The organism is Streptomyces sp. NPDC091649, from assembly GCF_044756785.1.
Classification (GTDB): domain Bacteria; phylum Actinomycetota; class Actinomycetes; order Streptomycetales; family Streptomycetaceae; genus Streptomyces.
Window position 1 is genome coordinate 237,782 of the sequence record NZ_JBIVTR010000002.1, and the last position, 16,723, is coordinate 254,504.

Annotated in this window: 10 protein-coding genes and 1 tRNA gene; 4 read left to right on the top strand and 7 right to left on the bottom strand. The window is 73.8% G+C overall.

Annotation, left to right across the window (positions count from 1 at the left end; genetic code table 11):
* Window positions 1–125 precede the first annotated feature (125 nt).
* Genes ACIQMU_RS06270 through ACIQMU_RS06280 form a run of 3 tightly spaced genes read left to right on the top strand, consistent with a single transcriptional unit; the run spans window position 126 to window position 7,316 of the window.
* On the top strand, window positions 126–3,416 hold the full coding sequence (locus tag ACIQMU_RS06270) for an FtsX-like permease family protein (RefSeq protein WP_402688298.1): 3,291 nt from the start codon (window positions 126–128) through the stop codon (window positions 3,414–3,416).
* A gap of 1 nt (window position 3,417) precedes the next feature.
* A complete protein-coding gene (locus ACIQMU_RS06275; protein ID WP_352241837.1) occupies window positions 3,418–6,282 on the top strand; it encodes an ABC transporter permease in 2,865 nt (954 codons plus the stop codon).
* A complete protein-coding gene (locus ACIQMU_RS06280) occupies window positions 6,279–7,316 on the top strand; it encodes an ABC transporter ATP-binding protein (protein WP_402688299.1) in 1,038 nt (345 codons plus the stop codon). The genes ACIQMU_RS06275 and ACIQMU_RS06280 overlap by 4 nt, the downstream gene beginning before the upstream one ends.
* A 24-nt stretch (window positions 7,317–7,340) precedes the next feature.
* On the opposite strand, the gene ACIQMU_RS06285 is transcribed toward ACIQMU_RS06280, so the two are convergent.
* The 7 genes from ACIQMU_RS06285 to ACIQMU_RS06315 form a co-directional block, all read right to left on the bottom strand.
* Window positions 7,341–8,042 (bottom strand): hypothetical protein, encoded by a 702-nt coding sequence (locus ACIQMU_RS06285; protein ID WP_402688300.1) that lies wholly within the window; start codon window positions 8,040–8,042, stop codon window positions 7,341–7,343.
* Complete coding sequence (locus ACIQMU_RS06290; RefSeq protein WP_103531670.1) at window positions 8,039–8,461, bottom strand: thioesterase family protein; 423 nt, start codon at window positions 8,459–8,461, stop codon at window positions 8,039–8,041. Before ACIQMU_RS06290 ends, ACIQMU_RS06285 begins: the two co-directional genes overlap by 4 nt.
* A gap of 5 nt (window positions 8,462–8,466) precedes the next feature.
* On the bottom strand, window positions 8,467–10,131 hold the full coding sequence (ettA, locus tag ACIQMU_RS06295) for an energy-dependent translational throttle protein EttA (RefSeq protein WP_352241835.1): 1,665 nt from the start codon (window positions 10,129–10,131) through the stop codon (window positions 8,467–8,469).
* 123 nt (window positions 10,132–10,254) lie between these two features.
* On the bottom strand, window positions 10,255–11,745 hold the full coding sequence (locus ACIQMU_RS06300) for a TQXA domain-containing protein (RefSeq protein WP_402688301.1): 1,491 nt from the start codon (window positions 11,743–11,745) through the stop codon (window positions 10,255–10,257).
* Window positions 11,746–11,933: 188 nt separating this feature from the next.
* Window positions 11,934–12,395 (bottom strand): single-stranded DNA-binding protein, encoded by a 462-nt coding sequence (locus ACIQMU_RS06305; RefSeq protein ID WP_352241833.1) that lies wholly within the window; start codon window positions 12,393–12,395, stop codon window positions 11,934–11,936.
* Window positions 12,396–12,669: 274 nt separating this feature from the next.
* Window positions 12,670–14,553, bottom strand: coding sequence for a GTPase (locus tag ACIQMU_RS06310; protein WP_402688302.1), 1,884 nt, complete (start codon window positions 14,551–14,553; stop codon window positions 12,670–12,672).
* Window positions 14,550–16,193: an ATP-binding protein gene (locus ACIQMU_RS06315; RefSeq protein ID WP_352241831.1), complete on the bottom strand. Its 1,644-nt coding sequence runs from the start codon at window positions 16,191–16,193 to the stop codon at window positions 14,550–14,552. Before ACIQMU_RS06315 ends, ACIQMU_RS06310 begins: the two co-directional genes overlap by 4 nt.
* 306 nt (window positions 16,194–16,499) lie before the next feature.
* Here ACIQMU_RS06315 and ACIQMU_RS06320 point away from each other — a divergent pair.
* Window positions 16,500–16,572: transfer RNA gene (locus ACIQMU_RS06320), tRNA-Arg, on the top strand.
* Window positions 16,573–16,723 lie beyond the last annotated feature (151 nt).

Sequence of the window (16,723 nt, forward strand, 5' to 3'; positions counted from 1 at the left end):
CATAACGATCACGATCGCATCAAGGTGCGCCGGTAAGCGGTTACCAGAACCCTGCCGCCTCTGAAAGCATCACCGGTACGTCGGGGGGCGTGCGCACACGGGGTGTTTCCGGGCTGGGGGATCAGGTGACGGGTTTCGTCCTTCTGCGGGTGAGGGCTCATCGCCTCCTGCTGTCCGCGGCCGTGGTCGCCGTCCTGCTGACCACCTCCGTCCTGGCCGCGCTCACCGCGTTCTCCGGTTCCGTGGGCGACGCGTCCCTGCGCCACACGCTGACCCACGGGTCGGCCGCCTCGGCCGCCCTCGTCGTCTCCGCCTCGGTCGGCCACGAACAGCGCGCGGAGGCCGATGAGGCCGTCCGCTCCGCTTCCCGCGCCGCCTTCGACGGGCTGCCCGTGACGGTGGGGAAGCTGGAGGGCTCGGGGTCGTACGCGCTGCCGCGAAGCCTCCAGGACCCGGCCGCCCGGCGCGGCGAGCCGGACCTCACCCACTTCGCCGCCCTCGACCGCGGCCGGGTGCGGATCACCGAGGGAAGGGCGCCGGGGGCCTCGGACGGCGGCGGACCCGTGCAGGTCGCGCTGCCCGTCGTCGCCGCCGAGGCGCTGAAGCTGAAGCCCGGCGCACGGCTCACCGTCACCGACCGGCTGCGCGACGAGAAGCAGCGGGTCCTGGTCACCGGCGTCTACGAGGCCGCCGACCTGTCGGACCCGTACTGGCAACTGGACCCCCTCGGCGGGCGCGGAGTGCGCGAACTGGCCTTCACGACGTACGGCCCCCTGCTCACCGACCCCTCGGTCCTCGCCTCGGGCGCACTGGGCGACGGGGAGACGTCCTGGCTGGCCGTCGCGGACTTCGCCACGCTGACCACCGGCTCCATGGAGGGGCTGCGCACTGCGTCGGCACGGGCCCCGAAGGCCCTGGCGGCGGCCCCGGTGTTCGCCTCAGGCGTCAGTGCCCGGACCTCGCTGCCCACCGTCCTCGACCAGCTCGACCGGGCGCTGTTGGTCTCCCGTTCCACGCTGATGATCGTCGCGGTGCAGCTGGTGCTGCTCGCCGCGTACGCGCTGCTGCTCGTGGCCCGGCTGCTGAACAGCGAGCGCGACGGCGAACGCGAACTGCTGCGCGCCCGGGGCGGTTCCCGGGGCCGGATCACCTCCTTCGCCGCGATCGAGGCGCTGTTGCTCGCGGTGCCCGCCGCGGTGGTCGCCCCCCTGCTCGCCGGGCCGCTGACCGGACTGCTCGCCGAGCGGAGCGCCCTTTCCCGGATCGGGCTGAAGGTCGGCGAGACCTCGACCGGCACCGTGTGGCTGGTCTCCGCCGCCGTCGCGCTGGCCTGCGCCCTCGCGGTGGTGGCCCCGTCGCTGGCGGCCGGGTCCGGCGGGCGCCGGGCCCGGGCCGCGTCGCTGCCCGGGCCGGTGCGGGCGGGCGCGGACCTCGGGCTGCTCCTCGTCGCGGCGGTGGCGTACTGGCAGCTGGACCGGCAGTCCGGCGGCGGGGCGCTCAGCGGCGACCAGGCGGGCAACCTCGGGATCGACCCCCTGCTGGTCGCCGCCCCCGCGCTGGCGCTGCTCGCCGGCACGGTCCTCACGCTGCGCCTGCTGCCGCCGGCCGCGCGGCTCGCCGAACGGCGTGCGGCCAAGGGCCGGGGGCTGCCCGCGGCCCTGGCCGGCTGGCAGTTCAGCCGGCGCCCGTTGCGCGGCGCGGGGCCGGTGCTGCTGCTCGTCCTGTCGGTCGCGATGGGCATGCTGGCGATCGGGCAGAGTGCCTCCTGGGACCGCTCGCAGGCCGACCAGGCGGACTTCGGATCCGGCGCCTCGGTCCGGCTCGTGGGCGGGCACGGGAGCGGTCCGGCGACGGCCGGCTCCTACAGTGCCCTGGAAGGGGTGCGGCAGGCTGCCCCGGCCTACCGGACGACCGTCGAGGCGTCGGGCGGGCGCACGGCCGAGGTCCTCGCCCTGGACACCGGCCACGCGGACGAGCGGATGCTGATGCGGTCCGACCTCGCCGACGGGCATCCGCGCCGGCTGTTCGCGGCCATAGCCCCTGAACCCGCCCCGCGCCCCGGTCTCGTACTCCCCCGGGACAGCACCCGGCTGAAGCTGGACCTGCGGATCGCCGCGGCGCCGTCGAAGCGCTCCGGCCCCGCGCTGTACCCGGACGGGGAACCGCCCGTGGTCACCGTGCTCCTGGAGGACCGCTACGGCCTCCCCTACCGGGTGCTGGCCGGTCCCGTGCCCGTGGACGGCCGCCCGGTCCCGGTGTCCTTCCCGGTGTCGGCGGCGGGCGGTCTCGCCGTGACCGGCATCGAGGTGGACGGCGAACCGCCGTCCGACTACGCGCAGAAGCACAGGATCTCGATGAGCGACGTACGGGTGGTCACCGGCGCCGGCTCCGAACGTCCGGTGCCGGCACCGGCGTCGGTGCGCTGGGATGCGTCCATGACGCACACCGAGTTCGACGAGGACCGGCCGGGCAGACCACCGGTGCGCAGCGGGACCTCGGGCCTTCCCGACTTCACGTACGACACCGGCGTGGGCAGTGCGGACACCTGGGAGCCGGCCTCCAGCACCCTGCGGATCACCGCCGCCCGGCCGCGGGCGACGACGGCCGCGGCGGTCGCGACGGACGCCTACCTCAGGAGCACGAACGCGAAGCTGGGCGACGAGATCGACCTCACCCTGGCCGGGAACACCGTCCGGGTGACCCTGGTGGAGGCCGTGCGCCGGCTGCCGACGACCGGGGCCGCCGAGCCGTCCGGCGCTTCCGGCGCGGCGGCGGGCGGCGGCGCGCTGCTGCTGGACCTCAAGGCCGTCACCGCGGTCCTGGCCCACCGGCCGACCGCCACGATCGAGGCGAACGAGTGGTGGCTGAGCGCCGCCCCGGGCGACGCCGCGAAGGCGGCCGCCGCCCTGCGCGCCCTGCCGGACACCGATCCGGCCCAGGTCCTCGTCCGTGCGGAGGCCGCCCGGCGGCTGGTGGACGACCCGCTGGGCGCGGGGCCGCAGTCGGCGTTGCCGGCCGTCGCGGTGGTCGCCGCCGCGCTGGCCGCGGTCGGCTTCGCGGTGAGCGCCTCGGGGTCGCGGCGCGAACGGTCCGCCGAACTCGGCGTGTTGCGGGCGCTCGGCGCGCCGCGCCGCCAGCTGGCCCGCATGATCGCCGCCGAACAAGGAGTGCTGATCGCCCTCGCCCTGCTCATCGGGCTGGGCATCGGCACGGTGCTGACCCGGGCCGTCGTCCCGCTCATCGTGCTGACCGGGCAGGCGGACCGGCCCGTTCCGCCGGTGCTGGTCGAGCTGCCCGCCGGGCAGGTCGCGGCGCTGCTGGCCGGGGTCGCCGCCCTGCCGCTCGTGATCGTCGCGACGATGGCCCTCCGCCGCGGGGACCCGGCGGTCACACTGCGCCACCAGGGGGACCACTGATATGCGACACGACAACCGGGCGGCCACCGCCCCGTGGATCCGTACCCGGCTGCGTACCGCGCCCGGTGCGGCGGCGGCGCTCGCGGTGCTGGTGCTGGTGACGGCGTTCCTCGCCGCGGCGTTCCCCCGGGCCGTGGACGCGTACGAGACGAAGGGGCTGCGCCACGACATCGTGGCGGCGGACGCGGGCCGCAGTGCCGTGGAGGTCGCCCGCCCGCAGCCCGGTCTCGAACTGCCGCCGGCGCAGCGGGACGCCGAGGTGCGGAGCCCGGAGCTGTCGCGGGTGGGGGCCCGGCTCCTGAAGGCCCTGCCCGAACCCCTGCGCGCCGACGCCTCGTCCGTGGCGTACGGGGTGCGCACCACGAAGCCGGCCGTCGCGGACGAGCCCTGGCTGCCGAGGCCCGAAGCGCTTCCGCCGCAGCTCACGTACGTGGCGCAGACCGGGCTGAAGGAGCACGCCACCCTGTCCTCGGGCGCCTGGCCGACGACGCCGGAGAGGGTGACCTCGGACTCCCGCGAGGTGCAGGGCGCGGTCACCGAGGAGACGGCGGCCGAGCTGAAGGTGAAGGTAGGCGCGACCGTCGGGCTGCTCACCGCGGCTCAAGAGCCCGTCACCGTGACGATCACCGGCATCGTGGCTCCGCGTGACCCGCGGGGCAGCTACTGGTCCGCCGACCCACTGCTGCGCTCCCCGTCCCTGGTCCTGGACCCCGCGAGCCCCTTCCCGCAGCACTACTGGACCGGCACGGTCATGCTGGCCGAGGACGCCGGTCCGGTGCTGCTGAGCACGTCCGCCGAGCCCGTCCTCTTCTGGCGGATCCCGCCCGACCCGGCGCGGCTGACCGGGCCCGACGGCTCCCGGCTGACGTCCGTCATCGCCTCCCTGGAAAGCGGCCCGGGGCTGCTGAAGGTGCGGGAGATCGCCGGGGACACCGCGGTGGTCGCCACCGGACTCGGGCACATCGTGGAGGCCAACGCGCGGATGCGGGACGCGATCAGTCCCGTGATCGCGGTGGCCGCCCTCGGCATCGGCTCCGTGGCCGCCGTCGTGCTGCTGATGACCGGTGCCCTGATCGCCGCCCGCCGCCGAGGGGAACTGGCACTGATGCGCTCACGCGGCGGCTCGCTGCGCGGCATCGGCGGCCGGCTGCTCGCGGAGACCGCGGTGGCCGTGCTGCCCGCGAGCGCGTTGGGACTGCTCCTCGCGGTGCTGGTCGTGGGCGAGGGCCGGTGGTGGCCGGGAGCGCTCGCGGCGGCCGGGGTCGGCGTCCTGGTGTGCGTCGCCCTGCCGCTGCGGACGACGCTCCAGCACCTCCGGCCCATGCTGCACGGCGCCCGCGAGGACATGGTGAGCGCCCGGCCCTCGCGTCGGCGGACCGTCGCCGAACTGACCCTGCTCGTACTGGCGGTCGGCGCGGTGGCGGCGCTGCGCCGTCGCGGTACGTCGGCCACCGGCGGCACCGACCTGCTGGTCAGCGCGGCGCCCGTGCTGGTCGCGCTGATCGCGGCGCTGGTGCTGGTGCGGCTCTATCCACTGCCCCTGCGGCTCGCCGCCCGGCCGATGACCCGGCTGCGCGGGGCGATCGGCTTCCTCTCGCTGGCCCGCGCGGGCCGTTCCTCCGCCGGCGGGGCGCTGCCGCTGCTCGCCCTGCTGCTGGCGCTGGCCACCGCCGCGTTCGGCGGCTCGGTGATCGCCGGCATCGGGGACGCACGGGACGAGGCGGCTCTGGCGTCCGTCGGGGCGGACGCCCGGATCGACGGCGTGAGCGAGCGGGCGACGCTGCCCGACGGGCTGGTCCGCACGGTGCGCGATCTGGACGGCGTGCGGGACGCGACGCCGCTACGCGTCGAGTACAGCGTGAGCATGCCCGAGACCGAGGCCGGTGACGGCAACGCCCCGAGCGCCGGAACGGACGGCTCCGGTACGGGGACGGGCGGCGACGGAGGGAGCGCGGGCGAGGTGAGGACCGCGGCCCTGGTGGGCATCGATCCGGCCTCGTACGCCCGGCTGACCCGCGCGACCGGGCTGCCGGCCTTCCCGGCCGCCCGGCTGAAGGCCGCCGGCCCCTCGGCCCCGCCCGCCGGGGGCACGGAGTCCGACCCGGGACGCGTCCTGCCGGCCATCGCCTCCCCGGCGGTGGCGGCCCGCCTGGGCGGGGAACCGCGCGCGATCGACACGTTGTCCGGGGAGTTCATGGTCCAGGTCGTGGGGACCACCGCCCGTGTCCCCTCGGTCTCCTCCACGAACTTCCTGATCGTGAACTCCGCGTCCCTGGAGCGGAGCGCGCCCACCACGCTGCTCCTCACCGGCACACCGGACGCCGGAGAACTGCGCGCGGCGGTCGGCGGGAGCGGCGAGGAGTACGCCGTACAGACACGTTCCGAGGAGCGCGCACGGTATGTGAACACCCCGATGCAGGCGGGGGCCGAGCGGATCTACCTCGCGGCCGTCGCTGCGGGCGCCGGATACGCGCTGCTGGCCGTACTGCTGTCGCTGCTCCAGACCGCGCCGGAGCGCAGGACGCTGCTGGCCCGGCTGCGCACGATGGGGCTCACCACGGGGCAGGGCAGGCGGCTGCTGGCCTTCGAGGCGACGCCGCAGGCGCTGCTCGCGGCGGGTGGCGGCCTGTTCACCGGCTGGGCGACCATCGCCCTGCTCTCCCCCGGCATCGATCTGGTCCCGCTGGCGCTCGCGGGCGTCGCCGGATCGGACCCGGGTCCCGTCGCGCTGCGCACCGACCTCTGGTCGCTGGGGCTGCCGGCCGCCGGGGTCGTGGCGCTGGCCGCCGCGGTCGCGGGCGTCCAGGCGTGGTGGGCGAGCCGCCGCGGATCGATCACCGAACTCAGGGCAGGAGACTCCCGATGACCTCGTCCACCGACACGGCAGGCGCGGACGGCGCGGCCGAAACGACGCTGGCGGAGCTGGAACAGCGGGCCGCGGCCCGCCGGGACCGCCCTTCCTACGGGCATGACGCGCTGATCGCCTGCGATCGCGTGGTGCGGATCTTCACCACGGACGGGGTGGAGGTGCAGGCGCTCCAGGGCCTGGACCTGCTGGTCGCCGAGGGCGAGCTGATGGCCCTGGTGGGGGCGTCGGGCAGTGGCAAGTCGACCTTGATGAACATCCTGGCGGGCCTGGACGTGCCGACGGCGGGGTCCGCGAAGGTCGCGGGCTGCGATCTGCTGTCGATGGGTCCGAAGGAACGGCTGCGCTACCGCCGGGACGTGGTCGGCTTCGTCTGGCAGCAGACCGCCCGCAATCTGCTCCCGTATCTCAGCGCGATCCAGAACATCACCCTGCCCATGCAGCTGCGCGGCGGCGGGGCCAAGCGTGAACGGGCGGCCCGCGCCGAATCGTTGCTCGCCATGCTCGACATCGCGGACTGCCGTGACCGGCGGCCCCAGCAGCTGTCCGGCGGGCAGCAGCAGCGGGTGGCCATCGCGGTGGCCCTGGCCAACAACCCGTCCGTGCTGCTCGCGGACGAGCCGACCGGCGAGCTGGACTCGGCCACCGGGGAGCAGGTCTTCGCCGCCTTCCGGCGCGCCAACGAGGAGTTGGGCACCTCGATCGTGATCGTCACCCATGACCAGGCGGTCGCGAACGAGGTGCGGCGCACGGTCGCGATCCGCGACGGCCGTACGTCCTCCGAGGTACTGCGCCGCACGGAGGTGGACGCGGCGACCGGCCAGGAGTCGCAGGTGGCCCGGGAGTACGCGATGCTCGACCGGGCGGGGAGGCTCCAGCTTCCCGCGGACCACACGCGGACGCTGGGCATGGAACACCGGGTGCTGCTGGAGCTGGAGAAGGATCACATCGGCGTGTGGCCGGACGCGCACGGGGCCCCGGGGAGCGCCCCGGAGAAGCCGGACGCTTCTTCCGAGGCCCCGAAGGAGAAGTAGGGCGAGTCCGCCGGTTCCGGCGGCTCAGCCGGGCTCGACCGACAGGCCGAACCCGCCGAGCCCGCCGGCCGGGTCGCGGCGCAGCGCGATCGAGCCGAAGGGTGTCCGCAGCCGCAGCCAGCCGCCCGCGGCGAGCAGCGAGACGGGGAAGTCCGGGCCGGGGCGCAGGAAGCCGAGGGACTGGGCCGCGTGCACGGCGCGCAGGGGCAGCTCTGTCGCCCCGACCGGCCGGGACCAGATCTCACGGCCGATGCGTTCCCGCTCGGCGCGGGTGCGGTGTGCCTCGGGCAGGGCCTCGTCCCGGGCGCGGAACTCGGCGACGGCGGTCTCCAGCGAGGCCCGCAGAGCGTCCGGCCGGGGCAGCCCCGACTGCTCCCGCCAGGGTCCCCGGGGCGGGAGGACCCCGGTCCAGGGCGGCCCGGTGACGGGGGCGGGCAGCGCCCCGCCCGCGTCGGCGTCGGCCGTACCGGGGACGTCGAGGGTCTCCAGCAGCTCCCCGGCCGACACCGTGACGTCGAGCGTCTCGGGGCGGGCCAGGCGGGCGGTGCGGATGGCGAGGACCTCGAAGGAGGGCGGGCGGCCGAACACGGCCAGCGCGTCGCCGCCGCCCGCCTGCAACCGCACCGCGGCGGCCCGGTCGTAGTGGAGCAGCCGGCCGAGGAAGGCGGCGAGATCCGCCGCCTCCCTCGCCTCGGCGAACCGCAGGGTCTGCACGGGCAGGGTCATGCCGCGGCGGGCTCCTCTGCGAGGTACTGCTGGAGGAAGAGCTTCTCCTCGGCGGAGATCCGCCGGGGCCGCTCCGCCGCCAGGTCGTACGGCACGACCACGGTCGAGGCGCGTACGTACACCTGGTCGGCGTCCTTGATCTCATAGGCGATCGTCAGGGACGCGGCGCCGATCCTCGTGACCCACGACTCGACGGTCACCGGCTCGTGCCGGTGGACCAGCGGCCGTACGTAGTCGATCTCGTGGCGGGCCACGACGGACCCGCCCGAGAACGACGGCGAGCCGTCCCCCGGCGCCAGCCGGAACATGAAGTCGATGCGCGCCTCCTCCAGGTAGCGGAGGAAGACCACGTTGTTGACGTGGCCGAAGGCGTCCATGTCCGACCAGCGCAGGGGGCAGCTGTAGAGGTGACGAGCCAAGACGATCAGCCTCGCGTGAGCTTCTTGTACGTGGCACGGTGCGGGCGGGCCGCGTCCGCGCCGAGACGCTCGACCTTGTTCTTCTCGTACGACTCGAAGTTGCCCTCGAACCAGTACCACTTGGAGTCACCCTCGTAGGCGAGGATGTGCGTGGCGACGCGGTCCAGGAACCAGCGGTCGTGGGAGATGACCACCGCGGCGCCCGGGAACTCCAGGAGGGCGTTCTCCAGCGAGGAGAGCGTCTCGACGTCGAGGTCGTTGGTGGGCTCGTCGAGGAGCAGCAGGTTGCCGCCCTCCTTGAGCGTCAGCGCCAGGTTGAGACGGTTGCGCTCACCACCGGACAGGACGCCGGCCGGCTTCTGCTGGTCCGGGCCCTTGAAGCCGAACGCGGAGACGTAGGCGCGCGAGGGCATCTCGACCTGGCCGACGTTGATGTAGTCCAGCTCGTCCGAGACGACGGCCCAGAGGGTCTTCTTCGGGTCGATGTTGGCGCGGGACTGGTCGACGTAGGAGATCTTGACCGTGTCGCCGACCTTGATCGCGCCGCTGTCCGGCGTCTCCAGGCCCTGGATCATCTTGAACAGCGTGGTCTTGCCCGCGCCGTTCGGACCGATGACGCCGACGATGCCGTTACGGGGCAGCGTGAACGACAGGTCGTCGATGAGGACCTTGTCGCCGAATGCCTTCGAGAGGTTCTCGACCTCGACGACGATGGAGCCGAGCCGCGGGCCCGGCGGGATCTGGATCTCCTCGAAGTCCAGCTTCCGCATCTTGTCGGCCTCGGCCGCCATCTCCTCGTACCGGGCGAGACGGGCCTTGGACTTGGTCTGGCGCCCCTTGGCGTTCGACCGCACCCACTCCAGCTCTTCCTTGAGCCGCTTCTGGCGCTTCTCGTCCTTGCGGCCCTCGACCTTGAGCCGGGTGGCCTTCTTGTCGAGGTACGTGGAGTAGTTGCCCTCGTAGGGGATCGCGCGGCCGCGGTCGAGCTCCAGGATCCACTCGGCGACGTTGTTCAGGAAGTACCGGTCGTGGGTGACGGCGACGACGGCACCCGAGTACTTCGAGAGGTGCTGCTCCAGCCAGTTCACCGACTCGGCGTCCAGGTGGTTGGTGGGCTCGTCGAGGAGGAGCAGGTCCGGGGCCTCGATGAGGAGCTTGCAGAGCGCCACGCGGCGCTTCTCGCCACCGGAGAGGTTGGTGACCGGCCAGTCGCCGGGCGGGCAGCCCAGGGCGTCCATGGCCTGCTCCAGCTGGGCGTCCAGGTCCCAGGCGTTGGCGTGGTCCAGGTCCTCCTGGAGCTTGCCCATCTCCTCCATCAGCGCGTCGGAGTAGTCGGTCGCCATGAGCTCGGCGACCTCGTTGAAGCGCTTGAGCTTGCCCATGATCTCGGCGGCGCCGTCCTGGACGTTCTCCAGGACCGTCTTCTCCTCGTTCAGCTTCGGCTCCTGCATGAGGATGCCGACACTGAAACCGGGGGACAGGAACGCGTCGCCGTTGGACGGCTGCTCCAGACCCGCCATGATCTTCAGCACCGTGGACTTACCGGCGCCGTTGGGCCCCACGACACCGATCTTGGCGCCGGGCAGGAAGTTCAAGGTGACGTCATCAAGGATCACCTTGTCGCCGTGCGCCTTGCGCGTCTTGCGCATGGTGTAGATGAACTCAGCCAAGAGAAACCGTCCGGCAGCAATAGAGGTGTGAGCAGATACACCCCATCTTGCCTGACGTCCATCCCCGGACGGAAACCCGTCCACCCACCGGGGGCGAACGGGTCACCTCACGCGTCCGGGTGTTCACCCACCGTCGGTGTGCGGATGCGGCCGGCGGAGGAGGAAGACGGCGCCGCCGCCCACGACGAGCAGTCCGATGGCGACGGCGGCCAGCATCGGCGTGGCACTGGAGCCGCCCGTGGCGGCGAGGTCGCCCTCCGCCCCCGACGTACCGGAACCGGTCGTGGCCGGGACGGACCGCTGGGCGCTCTGCGTCCCGATCTCGTTGCCGCCGCCGTCGCCCTCGTTCTCCCGGTCCAGGACGCTGCCGCGGGTCGCGCAGTCCAGCACCCCGGTGAAGGTCCTGCCGAATCCGGCGGGCCCGGTGATGGTGAAGCCGTACGCCTGGTCCTCGACGACGGGGACGGTCACCGTGCGGGTGGCCCCGGCGGCGACGGTGTGCTCCTCGCCGGCCAGCTCGAAGGTGAACGGCTCGTCGCCCTGGTTGGCGGCCGTGACGTCCACACCGCCCGCGGCGCAGTTCTTCCGCGCGCTGAGCGCGGGGGCGGGGCCCGTGGCGGCCCAGGCGGCGTCGGCCCGGGCGGAGACCGTGGACTGGCTGGAACCGGCCAGGATCTGGGTCTGGGTGCGGCCGACCCCGGCGAAGGCACGGCCGACCGGCACGGATGCGGTGGCCTGGACGGACAGGGAAGCGGTGCCGTCCGCGGCGTCCTCCGGCACGTCGAAGTAGAGCCGGTCGCCGTCCGCCGCGGCGGTGACCGGGGCGCCCTTCTCGTCCGTGACGGCGATGCCTCCGCCCGCCGCGTCCACCGGAGGGGACACCGAGACCTGGTCCGCGTCCGTGCGGACGGTCACCGGGCCGAGCCGTTCGCCGGCCCGGCCGGAGACGGCGGCCGGCTCCAGGGTCAGCGAGGCCCGGGGTTCCTTCGTCCTGCGCGCGCTGCGGTGGAGCCAGTCGGCGAGCTTCTCCGCCTGCTTGTCCGACGCGGTGACATCGGCGTCGTCCGAGTAGCGCCAGATGGCGACCTGGGTGCCCGCGGCGGCGGTCCGCTCGGTCAGCGGACCGGTGCCGGCCGCCTCGGCGAGCGCGGCCAGGTCGTCGACCTGGGGGTAGGAGTGCCGGAGGATCCAGCGGATCTTCCCCGCGTCCCGGTTGCCGCTCAGCGAGGTCTCGGCCCAGGGCGTCTCCACATACTTCGCCTGGTCCTGGGTGGGGTTGTGGAGGTCGATGCCGTAGGTCTTGAGCTTGCCGCCGCCGTCCACGGTCATCTCGAACAGCCCGGCGGGCAGCTCCTGGGTCCGGTCGGGTGCACCGCCCTCGCCCTCGATGCGGAGTACGGCACTGTCGAAGGTCTTCAGCCCGTCGAGCACCGCGGCCGCGCCGTCGTGGTGCTGGCCCGGGTCGTCGGCCGCCGCCGGTCCGGCGCCGACGAGCGCGGCCGCGGCGACGAGACCGGAGACCAGCAGCGCGGCGGCCGGGCGGAGGCTCCCGCGTCCCGGGGGCGCTCCCGTCGTGCCGGACGACGCAACGGACGCTGAAGACGCAAAATACACAGAATTCCCCTCCGGGCGAGGCCCTCGCGCTTGGTGCGCGTGTGGGGAATGCCTCGCCAGCAGACCCAAGTGACCCGTGAGCTCTGGGAATCCTAAGGAACGGGCGAAGGGCAGTCCCCCGTACTGCCCTTGCACAACCATTCCGAATCGGAATCGTTATCGCGCGATGCTGGGCACGAACAGCCCTTTCAGGACACTGCCGCCATTGCTCCGACGTGTTCCCGCTGTTTCGTCGGCCTCTCCGCGTCGCCGTCCGTGATGCGCTCCGGACGCTCCGTCAGAACGGGTTCCGCTCTGGTCGCCCGGCGGAAGGCGGCCGTCCCCCGGCTCAGGTCATGGCCGACGGCGATGGCCTCGACGTCGACGAACACCCGGCGCTGACCACCCTGTTCCTCTTCCCTGACCTTCAAACGGCCGTGCACGACCAAGGGTTCTCCGACCGAAACGGAACTGGCCAGATTCGCCGCGAGCGTTCGCCAGGACCAGACGGTGTAGAAGCTGGTACGGCCGTCTGCCCAGAGCTGTTTCTCGCGGTCCCAGCGCCGCGGAGTCACGGCGAAACGGAATCGCGCCATTCCGCCGGTGGACGTCTCCCGGAACTCCACCGCCGTCGCGGCGTTGCCCACCAGTGTCACCAAGGTCTCGTTCATTTCCCGCCCCGATCTCCCCGTAGTCCTTCGTTGACCTCTTGGCGCTTCGCGGACCTTCGTGGTCCCTTCGTGTTCCCTTCCTGGCCCTTCCTGGTCCTTCCTGGTCCCCTCTTGGTGCTTCGTGGCCCCTGCTGGCCCCTCCCGGCCCCCTTCTGGCCCCTCTTGCTCTCTCCTCGCCCTCCCTCGTGGTCCTTCATCGCCGTCGTACCAGCGCCGCGTGACCCGACGGACTCCATGGTGGACGCCGGACGGGAATCGCGTCGGGGCCTGTGGACTACCCGCCGGTTGTGGAAAACTCCGTCACCGTCACGTACCGCTCGCGCACTTCCCGGTAGCGCACCAGCTCGGCCGCGACGGGGTCCAGGACCCTGGCCCGGCCGCACCCGGCCGCCGCCTCGCGCAGTCGCCGCTCGGCGTCCTGCCCGTAACGCCGGGCCGGTCCCCGGATGGCCGCGGCGCAGGACCACTCCACCAGCGGGCCGCCGACGACTCCGGCCAGCATGACGAGCGCGGGCGTGACGAGCCCCGGCTCCAGGACGCCGATGATCTGGCCGACCAGCCACAGCCCGCCGAAGACCTGGAGGAGCGTCATCGCCACCTGCGCCAGCACCGCCGCCGGCCACCACTTCGGCCGGGGCGGCTTGGCCGGACGGCCGGTGAGCGGTGCGCCCGCGACGGCGCCCTGCCCGGTCTCCGCGCCCCCGCCCCGCTTGGACGCGCCAGGGGCGCCGGTCTTGACCGCCAGTTCGTCCAGCGCCTCGGGCAGCCCGTCCGCCCCGGTGAACGCGGCCTCGCGCACCGCCTGCGCCCAGGGGCCGGGGAGCCCGTCGGCCGCGTCGTCCGCGACGATCCGCACAGCCTGCTCCACCCGCTGCCGGGCCGTCAGTTCCTCCTCGGGCGGGGTGAGCGCCTGGCCCATCCGGTCCAGGCTGCCGGGCAGGCCCCGGTTCTCGTACCACCGCCAGAGCCGCAGCCACGGGGTCCCGCAGGCCCGCCCGGCGTTCCTGCGCCACTCCCGCTCGGCGGCCTGTCCGGCGGCCGCCGCGCCCACGGCCTCGGCCAGCCGGTCGGTGAACTCCTCGCGGGCCCGCTCGCCGAGGCCGGGCCGCCCCTCGGCCACGTACACGGGGCGCAGCCGCGCCGCCGCCGCGTCGACGTCGGCGGAGAGGCGGCGGGTGGCGGCCGTGCGGTCCTGGACGAAGCGGCCGATCATCTCGCGGAGTTCGGGCACCCCGTCGCCGGTGAGCGCGGACAGGGACATCACGGTGGCCCCGGGTTCGCCGTGCTCGCCGAGTGCGATGCCGTCCTCGTCGAGGAGGCGGCGCAGATCGTCGAGCACGAGGTCGGCCGCCTCGCCGGGCAGCCGGTCGGTCTGGTTGAGGACGACGAAGGTGACCTCCGCGTGTCCGGCGAGCGGGCGCAGGTAGCGCTCGTGGAGGGCGGCGTCGGCGTACTTCTCCGGGTCGACGACCCAGATCACCGCGTCGACCAGGGCCAGCACCCGGTCCACCTGGTCGCGGTGCTCGGTGGCCGCCGAGTCGTGGTCGGGCAGATCGACCAGGACGAGTCCCTGGAGGGTCTCGTCGGAGGCGGAGGGGCCGGGGTGGGGCCTGCGGCGCAGCCGGCCGGGGACGGCGAGGCGGTCCAGCAGCCCGGCGGCCCCGTCGGTCCAGCTGCAGGCGATGGGCTGGGAGGTGGTGGGCCGGCGCAGCCCGGTGTCGGAGATCGGGGCCCCGGCGAGCGCGTTGAACAGGGTGGACTTCCCGCTGCCGGTGGCTCCCGCGACGGCGATGACCGTGTGCCGTGAGGAGAGCCGCTGCCGGGCGGCGGCCTCGTCGAGCACGCGTCCCGCCTCGGCGAGGGTGTCCCGGTCGAGCCGGGCGCGGGAGAGCCCGACGAGTTCGCGCAGGGCGTCCAGCCGGAGCGGCAGCGGCCCGCCGGAGGGCAGATACGCCTCGACCTGCGGCTCCGCGTCGTCCTCGGCGGGCGTACGGGGCGCGGGCTGCCCGACCGCCTCGCGGGTCCGGGCCGCCGCCGCGCGCCGGGCGATGAGCCCGTCGTCCCAGCGACCGCCCCCGCCGTCCGGCGTGCCCCGGTCCCGTTTCCCTGTGCCGCCGCCGTTTCCGTTGTCCTGGCCCTCGTCCGTGACGGCAGTCATCGCTGCCACCTCTCCTTCTGCAGTACGGAAAGCGCGGCGATCAGTTCGGCCTGGGGTTCGGGGGCGACGTCGAGCGCGTCGAGCGGGGCCAGGCGGCGGTCGCGTTCACCGCCGAGGACCTGGTCGAGGTAGGTCGTCAGCAGCTCGCCGCCCTTGTCACGGAGGCGCAGCGCGCCCTGTGCGCCGATGCGTTCGGCGAGCTGCTCCCCCGCCGCACGGGCGCGCCGTCCGCCGAGGAGGGCGGCCGCGAGCAGCGCGGCGACGGTCTCGGGGGCGGGCGCCACGTTGCGTTCGAGCCGGCGCACCTCCTCCTCGGCCAGCTCCTCCAGGACCCGCCGCCAGCGGCGTACGGCGACGGCGATCCGCCCGTCGACGTCCTCCGCCGGCCCCCACCCGCCGGCCTCCCGCCCGGCGTACTCGAACCGGAACAGGCTCCCGGCGGGCTCGCGGCCCCACTGGGCGCGGATCTTTTCGTCGGCGGCCGAGACCGAGCACTGGAGCAGGGCCACCAGGCTGTCGACGAGGGCGTCGAGGAGTTCCTCGGGCGAGCTGTAGAGCGGGTACCCGCGCCACCGGGTCCGCGCGTCACCGGAGAGGACCGCCCCGTTCTGGAGGCGGCGACGGATCCGGGCGGCCTCCTTGCCGTACGCGTCCTCGACCACTCCGGTCAGCCGTACGGAGGCGGCGTACTGGGCGGCGACGGCGGAGGCCAGTGAGGGCATCCGCGCGTTGAGCGACTCGATGACGCCCGACGCGGTGCGTCCGACCGCCTGCTGCCGGGCGGCCGGATCCTGGGCGCGGTGGGCGAGCCAGGCGCGCAGCGGAGCCACGGCGGTGGTGGGGAGCAGTCCGCTGCCGCCGCCCGCGGACTCGGGCAGTTCCGGGATGGTGAACCGGGGTACGTCCCCGAGTCCGGCCCGGGTCAGCAGCGCGGCGTACTGCCGGGACACCTCGGCGATCACCTGGTGGGGCACCCGGTCGAGGACGGTGACGAGGGCCGCGTCGTACTCCTTCGCGGTACGCAGCAGGTGCCAGGGCACGGCGTCGGCGTAGCGCGAGGCGGTGGTGACCATGACCCAGACGTCGGCGGCGCAGATGAGTTCGGCGGCGAGGACCCGGTTGCGGACGACGAGCGAGTCGATGTCGGGGGCGTCCAGGAGCGCGAGTCCCCGGGGCAGGCTCACCGCGGTCTCCACGCGCAGCGCGGTCTCCCCGTCCCCTCCGCGGGCGGCGAGGTCGTCCAGCCCGTCCGGGTCGGGTGCCTGCCCCGGCGGCAGCCAGATCCGGGTGAGCTGCGGCAGCACCCGCACTCCGGCGAACCAGTGGTGGTCGTCGGGGTGACAGACCAGGACCGGCGTCCGGGTGGTGGGCCGCAGCACCCCGGCCTCACTGACCCGGCAGCCCACCAGCGAATTGACGAGGGTGGATTTCCCGGCCCCGGTGGATCCGCCGATCACGGCGAGCAGCGGCGCCTCGGGGTCCTTGAGGCGTGGCAGGAGGTAGTCGTCGAGCTGGGCGAGGAGTTCGACCCTGGTCTGCCGGGCGCGTTCGGCCCCCGGCAGGGGCAGTGGAAGACGCACGGCGGCGACACGGTCGCGCAGGGCGGAAAGTGCGTCGATGAGCTGAGGCCGTACGTCCATGGTCACCACATGCGAAGAATGCCCAATTTTAGAGCCTTTTTGAAGCGTATAGCCCCCTCTGCGCGGCGGTTCCACCCTCTTGACAGAGTCAGGACAGAGGGGACGAGTGGGACGGGGGCATAACGACTGCACAACACCCGGCACGCGGGGCGCGAAAAGCGATGCAGGAATCGCACCTACCTGCGATTATCGTTTCGCTTCACTGAACCTCCACATCGTGCCACGCAGGTGAAGCACCCGGGTCCAGGGGATCGGAGCCCTATCCTTGTCCCGGCACGGCCACGGAACCACCGATCAGGACTCCCGGCCCCCGTAGCTCAGTGGATAGAGCAGGCGCCTTCTAAGCGCTTGGCCGCAGGTTCGAGTCCTGCCGGGGGCGCACCGACCGCACGACCGAGAGGCCCTCCGCGCAGGGGGGCCTTTCGCCGGTCAGAGGCACGTTAGCGAGCACGCTGTCACGTCCGCGTAAGCAGGGCCCGCCCCCGGCGTGCCCGAGCGGGTCCCACTCCCGGCGTGCCCGAGCGGGGGCC